At 68.8% G+C, this 23,173-nt stretch carries 25 protein-coding genes; 9 read left to right on the top strand and 16 right to left on the bottom strand.

Annotated elements, in window-relative coordinates:
- Positions 1-145 precede the first annotated feature (145 nt).
- The 5 genes from ACGH7X_RS35335 to ACGH7X_RS35315 are packed head-to-tail and all read right to left on the bottom strand — an operon-like array spanning position 146 to position 4,253.
- Positions 146-805 (bottom strand): NADPH-dependent F420 reductase, encoded by a 660-nt coding sequence (locus tag ACGH7X_RS35335; RefSeq protein WP_399897566.1) that lies wholly within the window; start codon positions 803-805, stop codon positions 146-148.
- A gap of 13 nt (positions 806-818) precedes the next feature.
- The gene (locus ACGH7X_RS35330; RefSeq protein WP_399893407.1) at positions 819-1,460 is read right to left on the bottom strand and encodes a fumarylacetoacetate hydrolase family protein; all 642 of its coding nucleotides are present in this window, start codon (positions 1,458-1,460) and stop codon (positions 819-821) included.
- A complete protein-coding gene (locus ACGH7X_RS35325) occupies positions 1,453-2,271 on the bottom strand; it encodes a 2-keto-4-pentenoate hydratase (RefSeq protein WP_399893404.1) in 819 nt (272 codons plus the stop codon). The genes ACGH7X_RS35330 and ACGH7X_RS35325 overlap by 8 nt, the downstream gene beginning before the upstream one ends.
- Before the next feature lie 9 nt (positions 2,272-2,280).
- Positions 2,281-3,339: a 4-hydroxy-2-oxovalerate aldolase gene (dmpG, locus tag ACGH7X_RS35320; RefSeq protein WP_399893401.1), complete on the bottom strand. Its 1,059-nt coding sequence runs from the start codon at positions 3,337-3,339 to the stop codon at positions 2,281-2,283.
- Positions 3,339-4,253, bottom strand: a complete 915-nt coding sequence (locus tag ACGH7X_RS35315; protein WP_399893398.1) for an acetaldehyde dehydrogenase (acetylating) — start codon at positions 4,251-4,253, stop codon at positions 3,339-3,341. The genes dmpG and ACGH7X_RS35315 overlap by 1 nt, the downstream gene beginning before the upstream one ends.
- A 99-nt stretch (positions 4,254-4,352) precedes the next feature.
- Here ACGH7X_RS35315 and ACGH7X_RS35310 point away from each other — a divergent pair, with 99 nt between their 5' ends.
- From ACGH7X_RS35310 to ACGH7X_RS35290, 5 genes are all read left to right on the top strand, one after another.
- Positions 4,353-5,069, top strand: a complete 717-nt coding sequence (locus ACGH7X_RS35310) for an IclR family transcriptional regulator (RefSeq protein WP_399893395.1) — start codon at positions 4,353-4,355, stop codon at positions 5,067-5,069.
- 143 nt (positions 5,070-5,212) lie between these two features.
- On the top strand, positions 5,213-6,253 hold the full coding sequence (locus ACGH7X_RS35305) for a 3-isopropylmalate dehydrogenase (RefSeq protein ID WP_399893392.1): 1,041 nt from the start codon (positions 5,213-5,215) through the stop codon (positions 6,251-6,253).
- Between the two features lie 254 nt (positions 6,254-6,507).
- Complete coding sequence (leuC, locus tag ACGH7X_RS35300) at positions 6,508-7,926, top strand: 3-isopropylmalate dehydratase large subunit (protein WP_399893389.1); 1,419 nt, start codon at positions 6,508-6,510, stop codon at positions 7,924-7,926.
- A 6-nt stretch (positions 7,927-7,932) separates the two neighbouring features.
- Positions 7,933-8,520, top strand: coding sequence for a 3-isopropylmalate dehydratase small subunit (gene leuD, locus ACGH7X_RS35295; RefSeq protein WP_399893387.1), 588 nt, complete (start codon positions 7,933-7,935; stop codon positions 8,518-8,520).
- A gap of 71 nt (positions 8,521-8,591) precedes the next feature.
- A complete protein-coding gene (locus tag ACGH7X_RS35290) occupies positions 8,592-9,254 on the top strand; it encodes a TetR/AcrR family transcriptional regulator (protein WP_399893384.1) in 663 nt (220 codons plus the stop codon).
- Positions 9,255-9,320: 66 nt separating this feature from the next.
- Here ACGH7X_RS35290 and ACGH7X_RS35285 read toward each other — a convergent pair whose 3' ends face one another.
- Positions 9,321-9,719, bottom strand: a complete 399-nt coding sequence (locus ACGH7X_RS35285; protein ID WP_399893382.1) for a YciI family protein — start codon at positions 9,717-9,719, stop codon at positions 9,321-9,323.
- A gap of 10 nt (positions 9,720-9,729) precedes the next feature.
- Positions 9,730-10,281: a cupin domain-containing protein gene (locus ACGH7X_RS35280; protein WP_399893379.1), complete on the bottom strand. Its 552-nt coding sequence runs from the start codon at positions 10,279-10,281 to the stop codon at positions 9,730-9,732.
- 133 nt (positions 10,282-10,414) lie between these two features.
- Between ACGH7X_RS35280 and ACGH7X_RS35275 the strand changes: the two genes are divergently transcribed.
- On the top strand, positions 10,415-11,443 hold the full coding sequence (locus ACGH7X_RS35275) for an alcohol dehydrogenase catalytic domain-containing protein (protein WP_399893376.1): 1,029 nt from the start codon (positions 10,415-10,417) through the stop codon (positions 11,441-11,443).
- Positions 11,444-11,469: 26 nt separating this feature from the next.
- Here ACGH7X_RS35275 and ACGH7X_RS35270 read toward each other — a convergent pair whose 3' ends face one another.
- Positions 11,470-12,252 carry an IclR family transcriptional regulator gene (locus ACGH7X_RS35270; RefSeq protein ID WP_399893374.1) on the bottom strand — a complete coding sequence of 261 codons (783 nt, stop codon included), beginning with the start codon at positions 12,250-12,252 and terminating at the stop codon, positions 11,470-11,472.
- A gap of 104 nt (positions 12,253-12,356) precedes the next feature.
- Between ACGH7X_RS35270 and ACGH7X_RS35265 the strand changes: the two genes are divergently transcribed.
- Positions 12,357-14,120, top strand: coding sequence for a thiamine pyrophosphate-binding protein (locus ACGH7X_RS35265; RefSeq protein ID WP_399893371.1), 1,764 nt, complete (start codon positions 12,357-12,359; stop codon positions 14,118-14,120).
- 114 nt (positions 14,121-14,234) lie between these two features.
- Here ACGH7X_RS35265 and ACGH7X_RS35260 read toward each other — a convergent pair whose 3' ends face one another.
- The 7 genes from ACGH7X_RS35260 to ACGH7X_RS35230 form a co-directional block, all read right to left on the bottom strand.
- A complete protein-coding gene (locus ACGH7X_RS35260) occupies positions 14,235-15,368 on the bottom strand; it encodes an epoxide hydrolase family protein (protein ID WP_399893368.1) in 1,134 nt (377 codons plus the stop codon).
- A gap of 232 nt (positions 15,369-15,600) precedes the next feature.
- The gene (locus tag ACGH7X_RS35255) at positions 15,601-16,245 is read right to left on the bottom strand and encodes an NADPH-dependent F420 reductase (protein WP_399893365.1); all 645 of its coding nucleotides are present in this window, start codon (positions 16,243-16,245) and stop codon (positions 15,601-15,603) included.
- 65 nt (positions 16,246-16,310) lie between these two features.
- Positions 16,311-17,084: an SDR family NAD(P)-dependent oxidoreductase gene (locus ACGH7X_RS35250; protein ID WP_399893362.1), complete on the bottom strand. Its 774-nt coding sequence runs from the start codon at positions 17,082-17,084 to the stop codon at positions 16,311-16,313.
- A gap of 64 nt (positions 17,085-17,148) precedes the next feature.
- On the bottom strand, positions 17,149-18,048 hold the full coding sequence (locus ACGH7X_RS35245; protein WP_399893359.1) for an SMP-30/gluconolactonase/LRE family protein: 900 nt from the start codon (positions 18,046-18,048) through the stop codon (positions 17,149-17,151).
- A 71-nt stretch (positions 18,049-18,119) separates the two neighbouring features.
- The gene (locus ACGH7X_RS35240) at positions 18,120-18,545 is read right to left on the bottom strand and encodes a hypothetical protein (protein WP_399893357.1); all 426 of its coding nucleotides are present in this window, start codon (positions 18,543-18,545) and stop codon (positions 18,120-18,122) included.
- A 50-nt stretch (positions 18,546-18,595) separates the two neighbouring features.
- Positions 18,596-18,991 carry a nuclear transport factor 2 family protein gene (locus ACGH7X_RS35235; RefSeq protein ID WP_399893354.1) on the bottom strand — a complete coding sequence of 132 codons (396 nt, stop codon included), beginning with the start codon at positions 18,989-18,991 and terminating at the stop codon, positions 18,596-18,598.
- Between the two features lie 93 nt (positions 18,992-19,084).
- Entirely contained in the window at positions 19,085-19,819 is a 735-nt protein-coding gene (locus ACGH7X_RS35230) for an SDR family NAD(P)-dependent oxidoreductase (RefSeq protein ID WP_399893351.1), read from the bottom strand.
- 211 nt (positions 19,820-20,030) lie between these two features.
- Here ACGH7X_RS35230 and ACGH7X_RS35225 point away from each other — a divergent pair, with 211 nt between their 5' ends.
- Positions 20,031-20,666 carry a TetR/AcrR family transcriptional regulator gene (locus ACGH7X_RS35225; RefSeq protein ID WP_399893348.1) on the top strand — a complete coding sequence of 212 codons (636 nt, stop codon included), beginning with the start codon at positions 20,031-20,033 and terminating at the stop codon, positions 20,664-20,666.
- A 54-nt stretch (positions 20,667-20,720) separates the two neighbouring features.
- Here ACGH7X_RS35225 and ACGH7X_RS35220 read toward each other — a convergent pair whose 3' ends face one another.
- Complete coding sequence (locus ACGH7X_RS35220; protein WP_399893345.1) at positions 20,721-22,049, bottom strand: hypothetical protein; 1,329 nt, start codon at positions 22,047-22,049, stop codon at positions 20,721-20,723.
- A gap of 380 nt (positions 22,050-22,429) precedes the next feature.
- Between ACGH7X_RS35220 and ACGH7X_RS35215 the strand changes: the two genes are divergently transcribed.
- Positions 22,430-22,999 (top strand): VOC family protein, encoded by a 570-nt coding sequence (locus tag ACGH7X_RS35215; RefSeq protein ID WP_399893342.1) that lies wholly within the window; start codon positions 22,430-22,432, stop codon positions 22,997-22,999.
- The last annotated feature ends 174 nt before the right edge of the window (positions 23,000-23,173 follow it).

The raw sequence follows: 23,173 nt of genomic DNA, 5'->3' as shown, positions 1-23,173 counted from the left end.
GCCGTTCCGCCGGAACGGTGGTCAGTTCCCCGAGATGGTGCGGTCGGAGCCACCACGCTGTCTCACTTCGCTGGCAACAGAGCTTTCCGCTTCCATTAAAGCCCCGGCGCACCGGCCGCGCACGACGGCAACCACCACTTTGTGGTTACCGCGTCGCGGCGGCCAGTGCCGCGCGGATGGCGTCAGCGCCGACCGGCAGGCCCTTCTCGTTCGAGACCGGGCCGTACGGCGTCCCCCACACCGGCGTGTCGGTCGCCTGTCGCCAGCTGTCGGCCAGCGAGCCCGCGTCCACGACGCTGTACCCGATGGACTCGATGAACGCGGTCACCGCCGCCTTCGCCGAGGCGGAGTCCCCCGCGACCGGCAGGTAGGAGCGGTCGGGCGCCTCCACCGGGCGGACGAGTGACAGCAGGTGCTTGAAGTAGATGTTGTTGAACGCCTTCACGAGCCTGGCGTCCGGCGCGTACCGCAGCAGCAGCTCGCTCGAGGTGAGCGACTTGCTGTCGAGCTCGGGGATGTGTCCGTCACGCGCCGGGCCGTAGTTGCACGTGTCGACGACGGTCTTCCCCGCCAGTGGCGCGGCGGTCAGACTGGGGAAGGCCTTGACCGGCACCGTGACGACCACGATGTCTCCGGCCGCCGCGGCCTCCCCGCTCGTCGCGGCGGAGGCCCGCGGCCCCAGTTCCGCGACCGTGTCCGCGAGCGTTTCGGGACCGCGCGAGTTGCTGAGCACGACCTGGTGCCCGGCTTCGACGGCGAGCCGCGCGATGGTGCTGCCGATGTGCCCGCTTCCGATGAATCCCACTGTCGTCATGTTCTCAGTGTCCTTCCAGGGTGATGGTGCCGAGGTGTGTGAACGAGGCCGCCACCGTCGTCCCGGGGGTGACGGAGACGGCGCCGGTCAGCCCGCCGGTGAACACGAGCCAGCCCGGCTGCAGGGCAATGTCCTGCTCGGCGAGGGCATTCGCCGCGAGTGCCAGGGCCTCGGCGGGATGGCCGTACGCCGCCACGCCGGTCGCGGAGTCGAACACCGCGCCGTCGACCTCCAGCAGGCACGCTTCGAGCGAGAGATCCAGGTTCTCCGGTCGGCGGCCGACAGGGCCCGTCACCAAGCGCGCCGTCGAAGCGCTGCCGGCTGCCGCAGTCGCAGGCGTGGAGTGGAGATCAGGGGTCCGTCCGTCGAAAATCTCGACTCCCGCGTAGACGGTGTCCACGGCGGCCAATGCGGTCGCCGCGTTGGCGCCCGGGCCGGTGAGCTGCCGCCCCAGCAGGAAGACCACCCCCGGTACGACGCGCGCGTCGGCCAGACCGGCGGGTACGGGCAGGCCCGTGCGGAGCACCATGGCGTCGGTGAGCCAGCCGATCGTCGGCGCGGTGGCCGTCTGTTGGCCGTGTGGACCGGACGAGCCGAGCGAGAGGCCGATGACACGGCCGCCTGTCGCGTTCCGCTGCTCATTCATGAGGGACTCCCTCGCCCGGCTCGGGCGTTTGGCCGGCGGTGAAGGCCACGGCGACCCTGCCGATACCGGCGAAGACGGCGGAGAAGGTGTCGCCGTCGGCCACCGGGACCGACGCGGTGATCGACCCGGGCAGCACGACGTGCCCGGCCTCCAGGGTCACGCCCAGCGGACCGACCGTGTTCGCCAGCCAGGCCAGGGAGTTCAGCGGGGATCCCAGAACGGCTCCGCCCGCACCGCTGCCGACCACCCGGCCGTTGCGGTGCAGTACGCAGCCGGACAGCCTGAGGTCCGTCGTGGACAGCCGGACCGGGTCGCTGCCCAGGACCACGGCGCCCGACGAGGCGTTGTCCGCCACGGTGTCCAGAAAGCCGATGTTCCAGTCGGTGATCCGGGAGTCGATGATCTCGAAGGCGGGAAGCACGAAGTCGACCGACGCCGCCGCGTCCGCGACGGTGACCCCCGGGCCGCGCAGAGGCTTCGCGAGCACGAACGCGACTTCCGGCTCGATCCGCGGCTGGATGAACCGTGTCATGTCGATCTCGGTGTTCTCGGCGCAGAACATCTCCTCCAGGAGCACGCCGAAATCCGGTTGGTTCACCCCGAGTTGGCGTCGCATCGCAGCCGACGTCAGCCCGACCTTGTGCCCGCGGATCCGCGCGCCGGCGTCGACGCGTCGGCGGATCTGCAGTCGCTGGATCTCGTACGAGTCGGTCACCGTCATGTCGGGATACGACGCGATGAGCGGTTCGGTCGGCCTTCGGCTCGCCTCGGCGTCGAAGAGCTTCTGCGCCGCCTCGGCCCTCGCTGTCATGTCCACAGGTCACCCTCCTGCCGCGGCGAGCGAGCCCTGCTGCTCCTGCTCGGCCGCCAGCTGGATCGCCACGTCGATGATCATGTCCTCCTGGCCTCCGACGTAGCCGAGTTCTCCGCACCGCTTCAGGATGTGGTGGGCGGGGACCTTGTAGCGCGCTCCGGCGCGTTCGGCGTGCAGCAGGAAGCTGGAGTACACCCCGGCCCAGCCCTGGACGATGGCGTTGCGGTCCATCTTGGGCCAGCGAGGGAGATAGGGGCGGACGACGTCCTCGGCCGCGTCGATGACCTTGGAGACGTCGAGCCCCGTGTCGATGTCCAGGCGTTCGAACACCGCGGCGAGCACCTCGGTCGGCGAGTTGCCGGAACCCGCGCCGAGTGCGCACAGCGAGCCGTCGATCGAACGTACCCCGGCCTCATGGGCGAGGACCGAGTTGGCCACGCCGAGGGAGAGGTTCTGGTGACCGTGGTAGCCGACCCAGGCCTCGTCGCCGACCTCGTCCACGAGCGCTTCGAAACGGGCCTTCGCCTCGTGCATGAGCAGCGCGCCGGCCGAGTCCGTCACATACGGGGACTGGCAGCCGGCGTCGACCATGATGCGGGCCTGCTCCGCCAGCTCCTCGGGCGATGCGCGGTGGGCCATCATCAGGAAGCCCGCCGTCTCCATCCCCAGGTCGCGCGCGGCGGCGAAGTGCTGTACGGAGACGTCGGCCTCGGTGCAGTGGGTGGCGACCCGAACCATCTGGGCGCCGGCGTCGTGGGCACGCTTGAGGTCTTCGACGGTGCCGATGCCGGGCACGAGCAGTACGGCGATCCGCGCGTTGCGGGTCTCCTCGCGGGCCGCCGCGATCAACTGCATCTCGTCGGTGCCGGAGAATCCGTAGTTGAAGCTGGATCCGCCGATGCCGTCTCCGTGCGAGACCTCGATCCATTCGAGGCCCGCGGCGTCCAGCGCACGAACGGTGTCGCGCACCTGCGTCTCGGTGAAACGGTGTGACATCGCGTGGCTGCCGTCGCGCAGCGTGGTGTCGATGATCCGTACGTCATGGGTGAGAGTGGGGCGGGTCATCACTTGGCCTCCTGATCCGGTCCGAGGGCGGCGCGGGCCATGAGATCGCCGACTCGGGCAGCGGCCGCGGTCATGATGTCGAGGTTTCCGGCGAAGGGCGGGAGGTAGTCGCCGTTGCCCTTGACCTCCAGGAACACCGCGACCCGCGCGTTTCCGCCCCACTCCTCGGCGGGGTCGTCGAACTGCGGCTCCGCCCGGAGCGTGTAGCCGGGGACGTACTGCTGGACCTCGGTGACCATGTCGTGGATCGAGGCCGCGACGGCCGAGCGGTCGGCGTCGGCGCCGATCATGCAGTAGACGGTGTCGCGCATGATCATGGGCGGCTCGACCGGGTTCAGGACGATGACTGCCTTGCCGCGCTCGGCGCCGCCGACCTCGGCGACCGCGTGGCTCGTGGTGAGGGTGAACTCGTCGATGTTGGCCCGTGTGCCGGGGCCGGCCGACCGGGAGGACACCGAGGCGACGATCTCCGCGTAGGGGACCGGCGTGATCCGGGAGACCGCGTGGACGATCGGGATCGTCGCCTGGCCCCCGCAAGTGATCATCGAGATGTTCGGGGCGTCCAGATGCGCCTTCAGGTTGACCGGCGGGCACACCATCGGTCCGAGGTGGGCCGGGGTCAGGTCGATGGCCTTGATCCCGGCCTCGGCGTACCGGGGCGCGTTGGCCTCGTGGGCCTTGGCCGAGGTCGCCTCGAACACGATGTCCGGGAGCGTGTCCCGGCGCAGCAGCCAGTCGACTCCCTCGGCGCTGGCGTCGAGGCCCTTGGCGCGGGCGCGGGCCAGGCCGTCCGATTCGGCGATGCCGACCATGTAGCGCACATCGAGAAGTGGATTCGGCAGCAGTTTTTCGAGCAGATCGGTGCCAATGTTACCCGGCCCCACGATCGCTGCGGTCAGTTTTGTCGCGGTCATTGCTTGACAGTGCCAAGCGCCCCTGCCGAAGATGAAGCAATGCGCTCCACTCAGCGGAACGCCGACCCATTGGCGCCGAATTCGGTACTGGGGCGTGCGTTGACTCTGGTCAGCGCGTTCCGGGCCGGGGACGAGCAACTCAGCCTCGCTGAACTGCATCGACGCACCGGGATCGCCAAGCCCACGATTCTTCGCCTGTTGGCCGAGTTGGCCGAATGGGCGGTCGTGGAGCGCAGTGCCCATGGTTATCGACTGGGCATGCGCTTGTTCGAACTCGGTCAGTTGGTGCCGCGTCAGCGCGGTCTGCGCGAGGCCGCCGCCCCGTTCCTGACCGACCTGTTCGAGGCGACGCACGAGACCGTCCACCTCGCGGTGCCCGACGGCACCGAGGTGATCTACGTGCAGAAGCTCGACGGCCGTCGCGGACCCCTGGTGTCCTCCCGTGTGGGCGGCCGGATGCCCGCCTACTGCACCGGGGTGGGGAAGGCGCTGCTGGCGTTCGGACCGCCCGAGCGGTTCACGGAGGTGCTCGCGGCCGGCCTGCGTCGTCGCACACCGCGCACGGTTGTCGCCCCCGGCCTGCTCAGGGCCGAACTCGACAGGATCCGCGAGTCGGGGGTCGCGCTCGAACGTGAGGAGTCCACGGTCGGTATCACCTGCGTAGCGGCACCGGTTCAGGATCCCCAGGGCACCGCGGTGGCGGCGATCTCGATCACGGGCTGGACCAACCGGCTCGATCCGGAACGGTACGCCCCCGCCGTACGCACCGCGGCCCTCGGTATCTCGCGCACGCTGCGCCGGCGCGAGCCCGCTTGACCTGAAGTCAAAAATGCTTGACTTGAGGTCAACCCGGCTCCTAGCATCGATGTGGAAAGCCGTCTGCAGCGTCTTGGCGCGGCCGCACTCGACCAGCGCGCCAACATCATCGGACGCCAGGCGTCCCTAGTAAGGACTCACACATGCCTTCATCGATCAAGCTCGCCGTGATCGGCGGCGATGGTATCGGCCCCGAGGTCACTGCCGAGGCCCTCAAGGTACTTCGCGCGGCGGCGCCCGACATCAGCCTCGACACCACTGAGTACGACCTCGGCGCACGGCTGTGGCACCGCACCGGTGAGACGCTGCCGAAGAGGGTCGTTGAGGAGCTCCACGAGCACGACGCCATCCTGCTCGGCGCGATCGGGGACCCGTCGGTGCCCCCCGGGATCATCGACCGGGGAGTGCTGCTGCAACTGCGGTTCGAACTCGACCACTACGTGAACCTGCGCCCCGTGAAGCTTCTCCCCGGAGTCACCTCGCCGCTCGCGAAGGGCACCCCGGAGACCATCGACATGGTCGTCATCCGGGAAAACACGGAAGGGGTCTACACCGGCGCCGGCGGCGTGATACGCGGCGGGACGCCGCAGGAGATCGCGACCCAGGAGAGCTACAACACGGCGTTCGGCGTGGAGCGGGTCGCGCGGTACGCGTTCTCCGTGGCCGCGTCCCGGCCGCGCCGCAAGCTCACGCTCGTGCACAAGACCAACGTGCTCACCTACGCCGGTGAACTCTGGCAGCGGATCGTCGAGGCTCTCGGCGCGGAGTTCCCGGACGTCACGGTGGACTACCAGCACGTGGACGCGGCGACGATGTTCTTCGTGACGCAGCCGGAGAGGTTCGACGTCGTCCTCACCGACAACATGTTCGGCGACATCCTGACCGACCTCGGCGCAGCCATCGTCGGCGGCATCGGACTCGCCGCGAGTGGCAACCTCAACCCGTCCAAGGCGGCGCCCTCGATGTTCGAGCCGGTGCACGGCTCGGCTCCGGACATCGCGGGGAAGTCCAAGGCCAATCCGACCGCGGCGATCCTGTCCGCGGCGATGCTCCTGTCGCACCTCGGACATGCCGAGGCGGCAGCCCGGATCGAGGCCGCCGTCGCCGAAGACCTGCTCAACCCACAGGGCGAACGGTCGACCACGCAGGTCGGGTCGGACATCGCCGAGCGAGCATCGGCGTGAGTGCCGGTCCCGGCATCGGGACCGGCACGACGCCCACCCTCCCCGGTCCGGGGTGCAGCCGCTGAATACGGGCTGGGCCCGCGAGCGCCGGGGTCCGGCCGGGCAGGCACCGGACAGGTGGTGGGTGCCTTCCGGCCACCATCGAATCTCGCAGTAGCCCGGACGCGCCGGGCCGTCGGCAGGCGCGTCCGGGGCGAGCAGGCGAGACCGCACACACTGGAGAAATCCCGATGACAGCCGCACACGCTGCGCCAGTGCAGCCGCTGACGCTGGCCGAGAAGATCTGGGAGGCGCATGTGGTGCGCCGCGCCGACGGCGAACCCGATCTCCTCTACGTCGACATGCATTTCGTCCACGAGGTCAGCAGCCCTCAGGCCTTCGACGGGCTCAGGCTCGCCGGACGCAAGGTCCGCCGGCCGGATCTGACCATCTCCACCGAGGACCACAACACCCCCACCCTGGAGATCGACAAACCGATTGCCGACCCCGTCTCGCGCACCCAGATCGAGACGCTGCGCCGCAACTGCGCCGAGTTCGGTGTCCGGCTGCACCCCCTCGGCGACGCCGACCAGGGTGTCGTACACGTCATCGGTCCGCAGCTCGGCCTCACCCAGCCCGGCATGACGATCGTCTGCGGCGACTCGCACACGTCCACCCACGGCGCGTTCGGCGCCATCGCCTTCGGCATCGGCACCAGCGACGTCGAGCATGTCCTGGCCACCCAGACACTGCCGCTCAAGCCGTTCAGGACGATGGCGATCAACGTCACGGGCTCCCTGAAGCCCGGCGTGACCGCGAAGGACCTCATACTCGCGGTGATCGCGAAGATCGGCATCGGCGGCGGACAGGGCTACGTCTTCGAATACCGGGGCGAGGCCATCCGGAACCTCTCCATGGAGGCCCGGATGACGGTGTGCAACATGTCGATCGAAGCCGGGGCCCGCGCCGGACTCATCGCCCCTGACGACACCACGTACGCCTACCTCGAAGGACGTCCCCACGCCCCGCGGGGCAAGGACTGGGACGCGGCGCTGGCCCACTGGTCGACGCTGCACACCGACGAGGGCGCGCGGTTCGACGCCGAGATCACCGTCGATGCCGACGCGCTGACCCCCTTCGTCACCTGGGGTACCAACCCGGGACAGGGCGCCCCGCTGAGCGGATTCGTGCCGGACCCGGCCGCGATCGCCGACCCGAACGCGCGCGACGGCGTCGAGCGCGCGCTCGCGTACATGGGTCTGACGCCCGGAATGCCGCTGCGGGAGATCTCGGTGGACACGGTCTTCCTGGGGTCGTGCACGAATGGCAGGCTCGAGGACCTGCGCGCGGCGGCCGGGGTTCTGAAGGGGCGCAGGGTCGCCGAGGGCATACGCATGCTGGTCGTCCCCGGCTCCGCGCGCGTGCGCATCGAGGCGGAGGCGGAGGGACTGCACGAGGTGTTCGAGGCCGCGGGCGCGGAATGGCGCTTCGCCGGCTGCTCGATGTGCCTGGGCATGAACCCGGACCAGCTCGCCCCGGGCGAGCGTGCGGCTTCCACGTCGAACCGGAACTTCGAGGGCCGGCAGGGCAAGGGAGGGCGTACCCACCTGGTGTCGCCGCTCGTGGCCGCGGCGACTGCCGTGACTGGGCACCTGTCCGCACCCTCCGATCTGCCCGAGTCATCGGAGGTCTGAGGCGTCATGGACAAGTTCGTCAGCCACACCGGCACGGCCGTTCCGCTGCGCCGTTCCCACGTGGACACCGACCAGATCATCCCGGCCGAGTACCTCAAGCGGGTCACCCGCACCGGCTTCGAGGACGCGCTGTTCGCCGCCTGGCGCGCCGATCCCCGGTTCGTGCTCAACCGGCCGGAGCACAAGGGAGCCACGATCCTGGTGGCGGGGCCGGGCTTCGGCACGGGGTCCTCCCGCGAGCACGCGGTGTGGGCACTGCAGGACTACGGATTCAAGGCCGTCATTTCCGCCCACTTCGCCGACATCTTCCGCGGCAACTCGCTCAAGGGCGGGCTGCTGACCGTTGTGCTGCCGGAAGAGACCGTGGAACGGATCTGGACGGCCGTCGAAACCGATCCGGCCACCGAGGTGAACGTCGACCTCGACGCACGCGAGGTACGGTGCGGGGACCTGACCACCGGCTTCGAGATCGACGACTACACTCGTCGGCGCCTGATGGAGGGCCTCGACGACATCGGGCTCACGCTCCGCAACGTCGAGGCCATCGACGCCTTCGAGCAGGGCCGCCCGGCCTTCAAGCCCGCCACGCTCTGACCTCCGAGGACGCACCGGCGTCACCTACAATCGACCACTACCGCCACGCCGCAGTGCTTACGCTTGGAGACATGCTCCAGATGCCTGACCGCCGCCCTTCGAAGCCACAGCGCAAAACTCGGAACGAGGCGTCCGCCGACAAGAGCCGGAGCGGAGACCGACGGTCCCGCCTGGTGGCCGCGGCGTTGAAGCTGTTTTCCGTACGGGCTTATGATTCGGTCTTTATTGACGACATCTGCGATGAGGCCGAGGTTGCTCACGGCCTGGTTTCGTATTACTTCGGCAGCAAACGAAACCTTTACGTGGCCGTGCTGGAGCAGGTATTCGCGGATCTTCAGGCATTCACGAAACCACAGCCCGAGGACGGAGATGCGGCAGCGCAGATTCGCGGCATCATACGTCGTCACTTCGAGTACTTCCGCGGCCATCCGCAGGTGCTGCTCGGGCTGCTTCGGGCAAGCCCCGGAGACACCGCGGAAGCCACTATCCGGGAATCCGTCCATCACGGCGGGGTCACGACCTTCATGCAGCTGCTGGACCTTCCGCCGGGCGAGGCTTCGCCCTTTCTGCGCTCCGCCCTGTCCGGATGCCTCGGCTTCACCGACCGGGTCATCATCGACTGGCTCACTCATGACGAAGACGTGCCGATTGATCTTGTCGTCGACCTGTGCACCAACATGACGATATCCACGATCATTGCGACAGTGCCGGACTTCTCCAGCTCCTCGAGCTGACCCGATCCGGTGCGGTGCCCGCCGGGAGGACAGCGGCGGGCACTCGCCGTTCGAGGGAAGGGTCCGTCAGGACTTCGCTCCGTCAGGGACGACCAGGTGATTGAGCAGCCATGGACGCAGCTCGTACTGCCTGGCGCCGCCGGTGTGCATCGGATCCGCCTCGGCGACGGCACGGGCCGCGGCCAGTGACCGCGCCTTGAAGATGAACATGGCGCGGCCCGACCACGGATCGGAGCCCTCTCCGGACAGCACCGGGCCGCCGGCGAAGAGAACGCCCTCCTCCTCCAGCTCGGCCCAGTAGTCCCCGTGTGCCGGGATCGCCTCCATCACCGCGGCGATGCCCGCGTCGGTGGGGAAGCTGGACAGAACGAACATAGGCAGGGCCAGCAACCGATGCTGCCGGCTCAGTGCCACCAGTCCGTCGCCGGTCGGTACCGACTCGTCGGTCGGTTCAACTTCAGTCACGTCAGGCTCCTCATGCTGTGAACGAGTCGCGTTCGGCACCGATGAGCACGTAGCACATCAGGGCGGGCTTGTCGCTGCGGTTGTGCCATGCGTGGCGCGTGCCCTGCTGCACGACGCAGGCGCCGGGAGTCAGCCGGACCTCCTCGCCATTGTCCAGCTCCAGATACATCTCGCCTTCCAGGCAGATGCCGTAGTCCACCGAATCGGTGGTGTGCATGCCCGGGTGGTCCGGCTCGAACACATCGAGCAGCCCGGGGAGCTTCTCGGCCACCTCGGCGGACCGGGCGGCCTCGTCACCGACCGGCTCGAGCGCCGAGGAGTCGGGGGCGAAACGGTGGAACAGGATCCGGGTGCCGCCGGTGCCGGGGAAGTAGGGCAGGTGCTTCGGCTGCCGCGGCCCGGTGCCGACGGTCGGGGTGCCGTCCTCGGTCCCCCAGAGAAGGTAGATCTCCGAACCGGGCATGGCGGCGACCTCGATCGGGTCGGCGGGCTTGTCGGTGACGAACACCGAGGCGCCGTCGGCCTCCCGGCCGGTGACGACGAGACGGGGGCGAATGGGCATGCTGGCGACTCCTTCGTGCCCGCGGGGTGACCCGAATCCGCGTCTCGTCTTCTCGGCCACTCGCCGGACTGTCTCGCCAACCTATCACGGTGTTACAGTATTTGAAATACACTTCGAATATGGGAGTGACGCCATGAAGGCGGCCAGATTCACAGCCCCCGGTACACCCCTTGAGATCACCTCGATCCCCCAACCCCGGCCCGGCCCCGGTCAGGCGCTCGTCCGTGTGCGGGCCGTCGGCCTGTGCGGTTCGGACGTCCACATCACCGCGGGGCACACGCCGACCGCGTTCACACCCATCACCCTCGGCCACGAGATCGCGGGCGTCGTCGAGGCGGTCGGCGACCGTGCCGGGCACCACGTCTCCGCGGGCGACCACGTCTTCGTCAACCCGATGGTCGGCTGCCTGGTCTGCCGCTTCTGCCGGGCGGGGGAGGTCAACTTCTGCCCGCGGCGCAGGATCCTCGGCATTCAACTCGACGGGGCCCTGGCGGAGTACGTGCTCGCGCCCGTGGCCAACCTGACCGTCATGCCCAAGTACGTAGGGTTCCCCGAAACGGCGCTGATCGAGTCCGCCGGCACGGCCAACCATGCCGTTCGGGCCCTGCGGGCCGCTCCGGGCGACGTGGTCGCGGTCATCGGCGCCGGCGGCCTCGGCATGCAGGCAGTGCACCTCGCGGTCGCCCGCGGCGCGCAGGTCGTCGCGGTCGACACCGATCCGGTCGCACGTCAGCGCTGCCTGGACGCCGGTGCGCTCGCCACGATCGACCCCGCCTCACCCGACACGGTCGAGCAGGTCCTCGACGCGGCGCGGCGGCCGGACGGACTCGACGGCGTCGTCGACTGCGTCGGCATCGGGATCACCTTCACCACGGCGCTGCGGATGTTGCGGGTCAACGGCCACTGCGCCGTCGTCGGCATCGGCGGCGAACCGCTCGCGCTCACCGCTCCCGCGCACTTCATGCGCCGGGCGCTGCGTGTGTCCGGCATCTACGGATACACCGCGGCCGACATCTCCGAAGTGGCGGCCAAGCTGGCCGACGGCTCGCTCGACCTCCGCGCCTCGATCAGCGCCGTCGTGCCGCTGGACGAGGTCAACGAGGGCATCCGGATGTTCGCGGACCGGCACAACTCCCCCGTGCGCGTCGTCGTGGAGCCCTGACCCGCCGGTCCAACGGGCCCGCCGGGTCAGTCCCGGCCGAACAGAGCGCCGGCCTCCCGCGCGGCGGCCACCAGCGACTCGGCCAGCACGTCGAGCGACAAGTGCGCACGGGCCGTCGGCGACCAGACGCCGACCGCACCGAGGACCGCACCGTCCGGCGAGAAGAACGGCGCGGCCACGCCCACGATTCCGGCGTTGTAGTCCTCGTCGTCCAGGGCCCAGCCACGCTCACGGGTCACGGCGAAATCGCGCTCGAGCGCTTCCCGGATCTCGGTGTGCTGGGCCGGGGCGATGCCGGACAGCGACTTCTGCAGTATGCGTTCACGCCGGTCCTCGTCGAGATGGGCGAGCACCGCCTTCCCCGACGAACGGACGTGTTCCAGCCCGGTGAGGCCGACGTACAGGCCCGTGGCCCGCACGGGTTGGGGGCCTTCGGCGTAGGCGGTGAGGACCACCGAATCGCCGGTGAGGGTCGAGAGCCAGGCCGTCTCGGTCGTCTCGGCGGCCAGTTCGGCGACGAAGTCCTGCATCCGCCGCTGCCCGGAGAAGCCCCTGCGGTAGCCGTCGTAGAGGACCGCGGCCTTCCGGCCGACCCGCAGCGTGAGATCGGGGTTGCGCTCCACGTACCCGTGCGCGACGAGCGTGTTGTACAGGTGGTAGCAGGTGGTGAGGTTGACGCCCAGGCGCCCGGCGACGTCGCGGACGGTCAGTTCGCTGCTGGACACGGCCACCAGCTCGAGGAAGGCCAGCGCCCGCTCGACGGTCTGCAGCGTGGTCGCTGCCGTTTTCTTCTCGGAACCCGATGCCATCACTCGCTCACCTTAGTCCCGGGACGGGGCGAGGTTCCCGAGACCCTCTCTATATGAGAGTATGAAATCCGCTTCATTATCTGAAATCACTTGAAGGAGAGAAGATGAACACTGTCAGTGAGCCGATCCCGTCGGGCTCCGATCAGCGGGCTTCACGCCCGCCGACCGGAGCCCAAGCGGTCGCCCAGGTGATCGCCGGGCAGGAACGCCCCATCGTGCTCGGAATACCGGGCGGCTACACCATGCGCATCTACGACGCGCTGTTTCCGCTGCGGGACCGCGTCGACACGCACCTCGTCCGCCAGGAGTCCATCGCCACCGTGATGGCCGAGGCGCACGGCAGGCTGACCGGTCGGCCCGCCTTCGTCATCGCTCAGGGTGCCTGGGTCCTCGGCAATGCCGGGATCGGCGTCATGGAGGCGCATCTGGGGGCGTCCCCCGTGGTGCTGCTCATCGACGCGACCGACGGCGGCGCCTACTCCCATCTCGGTCCCTACCAGGCCGGTTTCGGCGGCTACGGTGCCTACGACCTGCCGGCCGCGATGTCCGCCATCACCAAGCGCACATTCGTCGCCGGGGATCCGACCCAGGCGCTGCAGATGACACAGCTCGCCATCAAGCACGCGACGAGCGGTGAGCCCGGTCCGGTCGCCGTGATCTTCCACGGGCGCTCGCTGTTCGAGCGCCTGGACCCGGCCGTGCAGCCGCCCACGTATCCCGACCGCTCCTACGCAAGCCCCGCCGCACCGGTGGCCCCGGACGCGCAGATCGACTCCGCGGTCGACCTGCTTCGCGCCTCGTCGCGACCGGTGATCGTGTCCGGCAACGGCGTCCGGCTCGCCAGGGCGGAGGAGCAGCTGCTCGCGTTCGCGCGTGCCATCGGCGCGCCGGTCGCCACGACGCCCGCGGGCAAGGGCACCTTCCCGGAGGCCGACGCACTCGCGGTCGGCGTCATCGGCTCGTTCGGACACGACACGGCCAACACCGTCGTCGGGGACGCGGACCTGGTGATCGCCGTCGGAACGAAACTGGGCGCGACGGACACGGCGAACGCCCATCCCGCACTCATCAACGCCCGTCGGCAGAAGATCATGCATCTCGACGTCGAGCCCCTCAACCTCTCCTGGACCTACCCGGCCGACGTGATGGTCCTCGGTGACGCCGCGGACACCCTGATCCGCCTGCGGCACAGCGCGGCGCGGCGGACCACCGACGGCGCCCGCCGGGTCGCGGCCGCTCGCGCCGAGCACGGCTACTTCGACCGGCCCTTCTCCTCGAAGCCGGGCAGTCTCAGCGCGCGCGACGTCGTACGCGTACTGTCCGAGGAACTCGCCGACGAGGCCGTCGTGACCTGTGACGCCGGTGAGAACCGGCTGTTCGTGCTGCGCGACTTCCAGGCCAAGCCCGGCGGCACCGTCCTTCAGCCGAACGGCGGCGGCGGCATGGCCTACGCGATTCCCGCCGCGATCGCGGCAGCGGTCGACTTCCCCGGCCGGCCCACCGTGGCCGTGTGCGGTGACGGGGGATTCTCGATGTCCCTGCATTCGCTGGTGTCCGCGGTGGAGCTCGGGGTGAGCCTCACGGTGGTGGTGTTGGACAACAACGTCCTGGGCTGGGTCTACAACGGTCAGCGCGGGCGGGTGATCGCGTCCGAGCTGGAGAGTCTCGACTACACGGCGGTGGCGTCTGCCATCGGCGCCTTCGCACGGTCGGTGGACACCCTCGACGCGGCGCGGAAGGAGATCCGGGACGCTCGGGGAAGGTCCGGTGTCTCGGTCGTGGTGGCGAGGACGACGAAGGACGACCGCTATCAGGACATCATGTCCGCGCTGAACCCGCACGACGTGTACGCCGTGCCGGAAGACTGATCGGCACCTCCCCCGGCCTCGGCCGTGCGGGCGCCGGTCGAGCGGGTGCGGCCGGCGCCCCGAGGCACGCCGAGGCACGCCGAGGCACGCCGAGGCACGCCGAGAGCCCGGCGTTCACCGGTGGGCGCGGAAGAACTCGGTGAGGTCGTGGGCGAGAAGTTCGGGTTCTTCGTGGGCGGCGAAGTGTCCGCCACGGGGCATGCGCGTGTACCTGGTGATGTGGTGTGTGCGCTCGGCCCAGCTGCGGGGCGGCTGGGTGAGGTCGGCCGGGAACAGCGCGAGGGCGGTGGGTACGTCGACGCGCTCGACCCTCCTTGTCAGCCCCTGAGCGTATTCGTAGTAGGGCCGGAAGGAGGTCGAGATGGTGAGGGTGAACCAGTAGAGGGATGCCTGCGTCAGGAGGAAGTCGTCGCTGAAGCGGGACGAGAAGGTGCCCTCCCCGTCGCTCCACGCGCGGTATTTCTCGACGATCCAGGCAAGCAGGCCGGTCGGTGAATCGGCCAGGCCATAGCTCAACGTCAGCGGGCGGGTGCTCTGTTGGTGCAGGTAGCCGCCCTCGTCCGCGGACCACGCCGCGACGGAGTCGAGGTACTCCCGCTCCTCCGGGGTGACACTGGCGGGGTCGTGGGCGACCGGGCCGGGGACGGCCATCAGGTGGATGCCGACCACGGCCTCGGGGTGGGCCTCGCCGAGCCGGGAGGTGATGCCGGCGCCCAGGTCTCCCCCGTGCGCGGTGTAGCGCTCGAAGCCCAGCTCGTCGTGCATGAGCCGGTGCCAGATCTCATGGGTCTGCATCGCCCCGGCGAGCGAGGGCCGCTGGGGGGAGAAGGCGAATCCGGGCAGCGAGGGGACGATGACGGTGAACGCGTCGGAGGCGTCGCCCCCGTACCGCGACGGCGTCGCCAGCCGGCGGGCGAGGGTGGTCAGTTCGAGGAAGGAACTGGGCCACCCGTTGGTGAGGACGATCGGCAGGGAGCCAGGGTGTTCGCCGTCGAAGCGCAGGTAGTGGACCGGGGTGCCGTCGATGTCCGCGAAGTGTGACGGCAGGGCGTTGATGGCGGCTTCGTGGGCACGCCAGTCGTAGCCGGAGACCCAGTACCTGACGAGGCGTCGCAGTTCTCCGGGGTCGGTACCGGTGTCCCGTCCGGAGGCGGGCCAGGTGGTCGGCCAGCGTGTGTGGACCAGCCGTGAGCGCAGCTCGTTCAGCTCGGAGTCGGAGACAGCGATCACGGGTGCGTGGCGGGTCATCGGAATCTCCGGGGTCTCGTGCTCGCACGACGGCGGTGCGTGCCTGGGTGTCGGGCCTGGGTAGCGGGCCTTGGTGTCGGGCTCGCGCTGCCCGCTTGTGTCCGGCAACCGTCGGGCCCTGCCCGCTGTTCCGGCGGACAGGGCCATGAGAACGGCAGCCGTGCCGAGGCCGGGCGGGGCGAAGAAGAACCGCTCCCGCTCGGCCGGCCAACCACTGTGCTGCCGCTCCTCGTCAGTCGGTGTCAGGGCGCATCCTCCTGACAAGGTGCAGTTCGAGTCCGGACAGCGGAGCCCCGACCTCGTGCATCGCGCCGCCGACCGCGAGCGACCCCAGATTGACCGTGGCGAATCCCGCACCGTCGAGCAACTTCATCACCAGGTGCTTCGCCTCCGCGTCGTCGCCGGACGCGAACAGGACCGTACGCGGCCGGTCGGCGCCGAAGTCCTCGATCCACTCCATCGGTATGTTGCTGATCGACTTCACCAGGCGTGCGCCGGGAGCCCATCCGGCCACCAACTCGCTCGATGTCGAGCCGGTCTCGGCCAGCACGGCACGCGACCTGGTCACTCCGGCCAAGCTGATGTCGCCCTGGTGCTCGGCGTGCGCGTTCATCGCGTCGACCAGGATCCGTCCGGTCCAGTCGACACCCTGAAGTGCTTCTTCGGCGTGCACCCAACGGACCGAGATGATCACGACGTCGCTCTCGACGACCTGGGCCTTGGTTTCCGCGGTCGCGCCCGGCCCGAGTTCCTTGACCAGCCCGGTGAGCGTCTCGGGTCCCCTCGAGTTGCAGACGGCGATCGTGTGACCGGCGTTGAGCAGGTGCCGGCCCATGACCTGGGTCACCCGGCCGGCTCCGATGAATCCGATACGCATTTCTCAGTACTCCTTCGTCGGCGATGGTCGCGATGTCGGCACACGGTTGAGCCCGCGATCACGTTTCACGCGAACCGTCGCAGGTCGGGGTAGCCGGTGATTTCCCAGCCGCCGTCGACGACGAGGCTCGTGCCGGTGATGTAGGTGGCTTCGGGGCCTGCGAGGAAGAGACACGCCGCGGCGACCTCCTCGGGTCGGCCCGGGCGTCCCTGCGGGATGCGTTCGAGCCAGGTGTCCATCAAGGGCTTGTTGACCAGTCGTCGTTGGGTCAGTGGGGTGTCGATGAGCCCGGGGAGAACGGCGTTGACCCGGATGCCGTCCCGGGCCAGTTCGAGTGCGGCGTTCTTGGTGAACATCTCGACACCCGCCTTCGCGGAGGAGTACGCGGCACCGGTGTGCATCGGCACGTGGGCGTTGAGCGAGGACATGTTCACGATGGCACCGCCGCGGCCGGTGGCCCGCATCGCACGTGCTTCGTGTCTGGTGCTCAGGTACACACCCTTGAGGACGCGGTCGACGGTGAAGTCCCAGAGGTCTTCCTCGAGGTCGACGATCGGTGCGCCACGGGACACGCCGGCGACGTTGAACGCCATGTCCAGTGTGCCGAAGGCGTCGAGCGCCGCCTGGACGCCCGCGACGATGTCCGCCTCCCGGGTCACGTCCGCCACATGTCCCCTGAAGGCGTCGCCGTGCTCGGCGAATTGGGCCAGCCCCTCCTGGTAGAGGTCCGCGCCGACCACGCGCGCACCCGCCCGCAACAGGGCATCGGTGACCGCGGCCCCGATGCCGGAAGCGGCTCCCGTGACGAAGGCGACACTGTCCTCGAACCGTCCGTGCATTCCTCGCTCCTCGTCGGTCACGGCGCGTCTCCGGCACGGCCCCGGCCGCGCGGCTGAACCGCGCTCACGGCGCACCGGTGCCGGGCACCGCCACCTGCGTGGCCAGCAGGACCGACTGTCGTGACGTGCTCGGGTCGAAGGTGCGGTGCGGTGGCGCGCAGCACAGGTACAGGGTGCGGAGGTCGGGCCCGCCGAGCGCCAAGGCGTAGACGCTCAGGTCCCCGGTGTCGACGAAGTCCACGACCTCGCCGCCCCGGCGGACGCGCGAGGCTCCGTGGCCCTTGGCGTCGGCCACCCAGAGCATTCCTTCCGCGTCGAGGGCCATCCCGTCGGGGAGCAGCTCGAGTTCCTTGGTGGCCCGTGGCTCGTCGAGATAGTCCGGTGCCGCCCCGAACTGCGCCCACGTCGTGCGACCACTGAGCCCGCCGTCCGTGTCGACCTCGAACGCCGAGATCCGGCCCACGAAGGTCTCGGCGATCAGCAGGTGCCGTCCGTCGGGAGTCAGCGCTGCGCCGTTGGGGAAGCCCAGTTGCGATGCGGCGATGCTCGCCGTGCCGTCGGGGTCGACGCGGACCAGGGACGCGTACGCCAGGTCGCTCCCCGCCGGCGAGCCGAAGTTCCCGATGTAGGCACGCCCTGCGGCATCGACCACCATGTCGTTGGCGGGTCCGGCGGCCAGTTCCGCGAACGAGGCCACCTCGGTCAGCCGGCTGCCGTCCAGGCGCAGCAGGCGACGGTCGAGCATGGAGACGACCAACAACCGGCCGTCCGGGGTGAAGCCCAGGCCCGACGGCTGTCCCTCCACCTCGCAGACCACATGACGGCCCTCGCCGTCGAAACGCAGCACTTCATGTGTATAGAAGTCGGACACGAACAGAGCACCCTGGTGCCAGCGCGGACCTTCCAGGAAGGAGCAGTCGTCCGCGATCAGTTCCAGGGAGCGCGAGTCGTTGGGCAGGTTCATCGACGGTCCTCACCTTGGATCAGCGGGATCGTGCCGTGCGCCCGTGCGACGCACGGCACGGGATTCACGGGTTACTCCCCGTTCGTGCGCAGCTCCCAGGGCTGCATGCCGAGGCCCGGGGCGAGCTTCGCCTGCAGTTCGACACCGGACGGCAGCGGGCGCCAGAATATGGTGATCTCGGAAATCTTTCCGTCCGCGTCGAGCAGAAGGTAGTCCATTCCGTCGACCCCGGTGTCTCCGATATCCAGCCGGAAGGCTATGGCGTGGTGGGTTTCGCCGCTGAACACCTCCGAGTAGACGAGCTTGGCCGACGTCCCGTGGACGGTCTGGATGGCGAACACGACGGCGTCGAAGCCGGTGAGCGGCTCGTTGTCGAGCGGGCTGTACAGCACTACGTCGTCGGCGAGCACGCCGGCGAGGGCGTCCTTGTCTGCACTGCCGTGCACGATGTCCACGAAGGACTCCACCGTGCTGCGGTGCGGGGCGAACGTGGTCATGGGTACTCCTCGTTGTATGGGATCTCTTGACGGTCCTGGGATTGGCGGGATCAGGGTCCGATGACCAGGCTCGCGTGCAGCGTGTCGTGGTATTCCTTGACCGTGACGATCTTTCCGTCGCGCACGACGTACAGGATGTGCATCTGGTTCTCGTACCGGCTTCCGTCCTTCGTCGGGCCACTGACCTCCACTTCCACCGCGACCCGTTCACCCTGCGCGGTGATCCCGACGACTTTGACTTCCAGCGGTTCGGTGAGAAGCGGCCCGACCTTTTCTCCGAGCAGCTTCTGGAGGCCGTCCCGGTCATGGGTACCGCCGACCGACCATTCCTTTCCCGCGAGCCAGAAGGTCGCGTCCGGATCGACGCGGTCGAAAGCCTCCGCCAGATTGCTGTCGTTCAAATCCCCTAGGAACCCCAGCACTACCTGGGTCGGGAGCTCGGCCATTGAGTCGCCCTTCTATCCGAGATGTACACGCGTTCTCCGGCGCCCTGTCGCACTGGTCGCCACGGTCCGACGCGAAACCGTTCGTCCTGCGTGTCAGACTGCTGAGCTGCCGCCGTCGGCGACGAGTTCGAGGGCGTTGACGTAGGCGGAGTCGCTGGACGCGAGGAACAGCGCGACGGACGCGATCTCCTCGGGGCGGCCCATCCTCCCCCGGGGAATCAGCGACTCGAACTGCTCCTTCGCCTCCGGAGTCAGAACCTTCTCCAGGATCGGCGTCGCGACCTGACCGGGAGTGAGCACGTTGACCCGGATGTCACGGTCCTTCAGCTCCGAGGCCCACACCCGGGCATACGCCTGCTGCACCGCCTTGCTCGCCGCGTAGACACTCCACTCCGGATAGCCCTTGAGCGACGCGTTCGACCCCGTCATGAAGATCGAACCCCCGTCGTTGAACAGCGGCAGCGCCTTCTGCACCGTGAACAACGTGCCCCGCGCGTTCAGCCAGAACGCGTCGTGGAAGTGCTGCTCCGTGATCTCACTGAGCTTGCGCTGCTCACCGATCCCGGCACTGGCCCACAGCACGTCGATCGAGCCCTTCTCCCGCTCGACCGTCTCGTACAGCCGGTCCAGATCGGCCAGATCACCCGAGTCGGCCCGCACCCCCGTCACATTCCGGCCGATCAGCTCGACCGCCTCGTCCAGCGCCTCCTGCTTCCGCCCCGTGATGAAGACATACGCGCCCTCCTCCACGAACCGCTTCGCACCCGCCAGCGCCATACCACTGGAACCACCAGTGATCACCGCAACCTTGCCATCAAGCTTTCCCACGACTGCTCCATTCCTTGATGTTCGGCACATGTCCGTGCCGCGGAACTGGTCGTCGGGCTGCAACGGCCCGACGGGGGATCACTATGTACACTGATCCATCTACTTAACGAGCCTACGCCACGTTCGGCCGGGAGTTCAAGCTATGTACACAGATCAGTCTTGTTTACTGGCCGGCCATCTTCTGGGCGAGTCTCCGAGCTACGCTCGACACGTGAGTGAGCCAGAGAAGGGCCCGCGAGGCCTGCGCCGGGGCAGGGGCGCCCGAGAGCGCATCCTCAGCGCGTCCTACCAACTGTTCCGCGATCAAGGCATCAACAACACCGGCATGGACCAGCTCTGCGCGGTTGCGCACGTGTCCAAGCGCACCATGTATCAGCACTTCGCCAGCAAGGACGAACTGATCGCCGAATACCTGCGCCGCTTCGACCCGGACGCGACGCTCGGGGTGCTCGACCGCACCGATCTCACACCCCGCGAGCGGCTCCTCGCCGTCTTCGACATCCATGCGCCCCTGTGCCCGTTCATCGGGGCGGCCGTCGAGATCGCGGACCCCGACCACCCGGCACGCGTACGCGCCCGCGAATACAAGCAGTCCGTCGCCGACCAGCTGACCGAAACCGCCCGGGAAGCCGGCGCCACCGACCCCGAGCAGCTCGGTGAACAACTGGCGCTGCTGCTCGACGGCGCGTCGGCCCGGACCCGGACCCTGAACTCCGAGACACTTCCCACCGCCGCGGCCATCGCCACCACCTTGGTCGAACTCGCCCTCCCGAAGACATCGCCACGGGCCCGGCCGGGCACGGGGCGAGGCGGCGCTCCGGCCGCAGCCGCCACAGCGGCGCCATGACCGACCGGGCCGTCACCCGGCCGTCACCGGTCCGTCCCCGGTACTGGCCTTCAGTCAGTCGTGCTTGGCCAGCCACGACGAGATGGCCTCGCCGACCTGCTCGATGACGTCTTCGCCGGTGCCGGACACGGGCATGCCGTAGTGGTCGGAGTCGATCTCCACGACGGATACGTCCGCGGTCCCCGCACGGTCGACGATGTCCTGGAGCTGGTCGGGGAATATCACGATGTCCCTGGTGTAGTTGATGACGAGCATCGGCACGTGCACGTGCGGGATGTTCGCCGGGACACTGGCGCGCGAGGCGAGTCCCGACCAGGTGGACAGCCATGCCTCGGGCGTCACCACCGACGCGGGACCACCCAGCCGGTAGTTGTACGCGTGCGGATCGCGGCCGCCGAACAGGGATCCGACCTCCCGGGGCGAAGGGTGGATCGACATGTCGGTGAAAGCGGGGTTGGCGTCCATGCGGGCCACCGTCAGATAGCGCGACACCTCGGACCTGCGAATGGTGGCGAGCCGGGTTCGCAGCGGCAGATCGGCGAAGCCGGGCGCCCTCATGGCCTCGCGCGCCTCGCGGCGCCGCCGAATGTCCTCTCGCGCCATTGCGTCCAGGCGCTCGCAGCGAGCCCGCTGTGCCTCCCGGTACCGCGCCAGGAAGTCGGCGGTGTACCGGCTCGACTCGGGCGGCTCCCGGTAGCCGTTGTCCGGGTTGTACATGTCCAGACCGGGGTCCCAGGACAGCGGGTCGTTCTCGTCGACCATCGACGGATCGAGGCTGTTCAGCGCGTAGAGGCCCTCGCCCAGGTGCGCGGCCAGCAGAATGAGGGCGTCGGCCTGCGGCAGGTCCAGCGCGTTCAGGTCGTACGGGTCGCCCGCCGGGGTGTCGGTCAGCCGCCCGGGCGGCTCGATGCCGGCCTGGGCCTGGTAGAAGCTGAAGAGGCTGCCGCCGCCGCTGTTGCCGACCAGCACCACCTTCTCGAACCCCAGGGACCGCAGGTACCGGATCTCGGCCGCGACGTCGGCCAGCAGGGATTCGTGAATGCAGTCCGAGTCATTGGCGAACGACCGCACCTGGCCGCCGAACACCGCCACGCCCGCGTCCAGCAGGACCGGTGTGAGGTAGTGCGAACTGAAGTCACCGCGCGGGTGCGCGAAGACGAGGACGGTCGTCTCGTCGCCCCTGCGGTAGAGAATGCCCCGCGAATGCGCACCGTCCTCGGCCTGGAGCCGCACCATCGTCTGAGTGATGCCCTCGGGGAGCGCCAGCTTCGCCGACCCCCACCAGGTCGTCGGGTTGCCGCCGGGAGGGCCCTCGATGTCGCCACGGGCAAACCCGTGAAGGAAGGCGCTGCTGCCGGACCACTGCGGCACGTTGTCGGCCATCTGAGTCTCCGTCGTCGTTGGTGGAGGGGTGGGGATACCTGGCCGGTGAGTCGTGTGGTGCGCGGCTTGCCTGGCCGGGGAGTGTGGCGCATCGCCGGGAGCCCGGTTCGATCGTCCGGGGAGGGCGACACCGACCGCGATAGATGCGGTGGACAGCACACTGCCTGACGTTACGAACCAGTCTGACTTGAAGTCAAGCCCTTCCTTGACAGAGAAATCCAACTGCGAGTCTGACCTGAGGTCAAAGACCTGTTGACTTCAAGTCAGACCCTCCTTACGCTCGAAACACAGAGCCGCTTGCGGCTATCCCGCAGCGCTGCGGTCCCTGCACCGTCCGGGCAGTCAGGGCGCAGCCGGGTTTTTGGAAGGGAAGATCGACAATGTCATCTGCGCTCACCGAACCAGGCACAGTCACGGAGACGCGGTCGGGGGTTCGCCGTCCGCCCGCGCGTCTGCATCACAACAACTTCTACACCGGAGACCTGGAAGCGACCAGGCACTTCTACGAGGACATCGCGGGCCTGCCCCTGAAGGTGTTCTGGATCGAGCCGGTGCCCGAGGGCCAGGGTACGGAGCAGATCGGCCACGCCTTCTTCGGCCTGGCCGACGGCGGGTTCATGGCGTTCATGCAGTACACCGAGTCGGCCGTCCAGGCCACGATGGTGAGCGGCGAGCAGCCGACGAGCGTCCACATCGCGCTCAAGGTCGACGACGAGCAGCAGCGGGACATCCGCAAGCAGGTCGAGGCGGAGGGGTACGAGCACTTCTTCATCGACCACGGGATCCTGCGGTCGCTGTACGTCTTCGACCCCAACCGTCTCCTGGTGGAGTTCGCCGTCGATCCGGACGGCCACAAGGAGATGTACCAGATGGAGGCCGAGCGCGCCCACGAGATGATGCGCAGGTTCCTCGCCGGCGACCGCACACCCACGTTGCCCGAGAAGCTCTGACCCACGCGGCGCGTACGGAGGGGAAGTGCGTCGACTCTCCCGCGCGCAACCGAGCAGGCTGCTTGGCGCGGTACCGATCCGGTACCGCGCCAAGCAGCCTGCTCGGTTGTGTCCCGCGCATCGAGAGGTGGTGCCCGGACATCCGGTCCGGACACCACCTCTCGCTCTGCCCCT

This window comes from Streptomyces sp. BBFR51, from assembly GCF_044591655.1.
In the GTDB taxonomy this organism is placed as follows: Bacteria; Actinomycetota; Actinomycetes; order Streptomycetales; family Streptomycetaceae; genus Streptomyces.
The sequence above is the reverse complement of the archived record's forward strand: the minus strand, read 5'-3'. Positions and strand labels throughout refer to the sequence as shown.

Coding starts and splice junctions, on each gene's coding strand:
- ACGH7X_RS35330 (WP_399893407.1), bottom strand. CDS start 1,460: ATGAATGAGCAGCGGAACGCGACAGGCGGCCGTGTCATCGGCCTCTCG.
- ACGH7X_RS35325 (WP_399893404.1), bottom strand. CDS start 2,271: ATGACAGCGAGGGCCGAGGCGGCGCAGAAGCTCTTCGACGCCGAGGCG.
- dmpG (WP_399893401.1), bottom strand. CDS start 3,339: ATGACCCGCCCCACTCTCACCCATGACGTACGGATCATCGACACCACG.
- ACGH7X_RS35315 (WP_399893398.1), bottom strand. CDS start 4,253: ATGACCGCGACAAAACTGACCGCAGCGATCGTGGGGCCGGGTAACATT.
- ACGH7X_RS35305 (WP_399893392.1), top strand. CDS start 5,213: ATGCCTTCATCGATCAAGCTCGCCGTGATCGGCGGCGATGGTATCGGC.
- leuD (WP_399893387.1), top strand. CDS start 7,933: ATGGACAAGTTCGTCAGCCACACCGGCACGGCCGTTCCGCTGCGCCGT.
- ACGH7X_RS35290 (WP_399893384.1), top strand. CDS start 8,592: ATGCTCCAGATGCCTGACCGCCGCCCTTCGAAGCCACAGCGCAAAACT.
- ACGH7X_RS35280 (WP_399893379.1), bottom strand. CDS start 10,281: ATGCCCATTCGCCCCCGTCTCGTCGTCACCGGCCGGGAGGCCGACGGC.
- ACGH7X_RS35275 (WP_399893376.1), top strand. CDS start 10,415: ATGAAGGCGGCCAGATTCACAGCCCCCGGTACACCCCTTGAGATCACC.
- ACGH7X_RS35270 (WP_399893374.1), bottom strand. CDS start 12,252: ATGGCATCGGGTTCCGAGAAGAAAACGGCAGCGACCACGCTGCAGACC.
- ACGH7X_RS35265 (WP_399893371.1), top strand. CDS start 12,357: ATGAACACTGTCAGTGAGCCGATCCCGTCGGGCTCCGATCAGCGGGCT.
- ACGH7X_RS35260 (WP_399893368.1), bottom strand. CDS start 15,368: ATGACCCGCCACGCACCCGTGATCGCTGTCTCCGACTCCGAGCTGAAC.
- ACGH7X_RS35255 (WP_399893365.1), bottom strand. CDS start 16,245: ATGCGTATCGGATTCATCGGAGCCGGCCGGGTGACCCAGGTCATGGGC.
- ACGH7X_RS35250 (WP_399893362.1), bottom strand. CDS start 17,084: ATGCACGGACGGTTCGAGGACAGTGTCGCCTTCGTCACGGGAGCCGCT.
- ACGH7X_RS35245 (WP_399893359.1), bottom strand. CDS start 18,048: ATGAACCTGCCCAACGACTCGCGCTCCCTGGAACTGATCGCGGACGAC.
- ACGH7X_RS35240 (WP_399893357.1), bottom strand. CDS start 18,545: ATGACCACGTTCGCCCCGCACCGCAGCACGGTGGAGTCCTTCGTGGAC.
- ACGH7X_RS35235 (WP_399893354.1), bottom strand. CDS start 18,991: ATGGCCGAGCTCCCGACCCAGGTAGTGCTGGGGTTCCTAGGGGATTTG.
- ACGH7X_RS35220 (WP_399893345.1), bottom strand. CDS start 22,049: ATGGCCGACAACGTGCCGCAGTGGTCCGGCAGCAGCGCCTTCCTTCAC.
- ACGH7X_RS35215 (WP_399893342.1), top strand. CDS start 22,430: ATGTCATCTGCGCTCACCGAACCAGGCACAGTCACGGAGACGCGGTCG.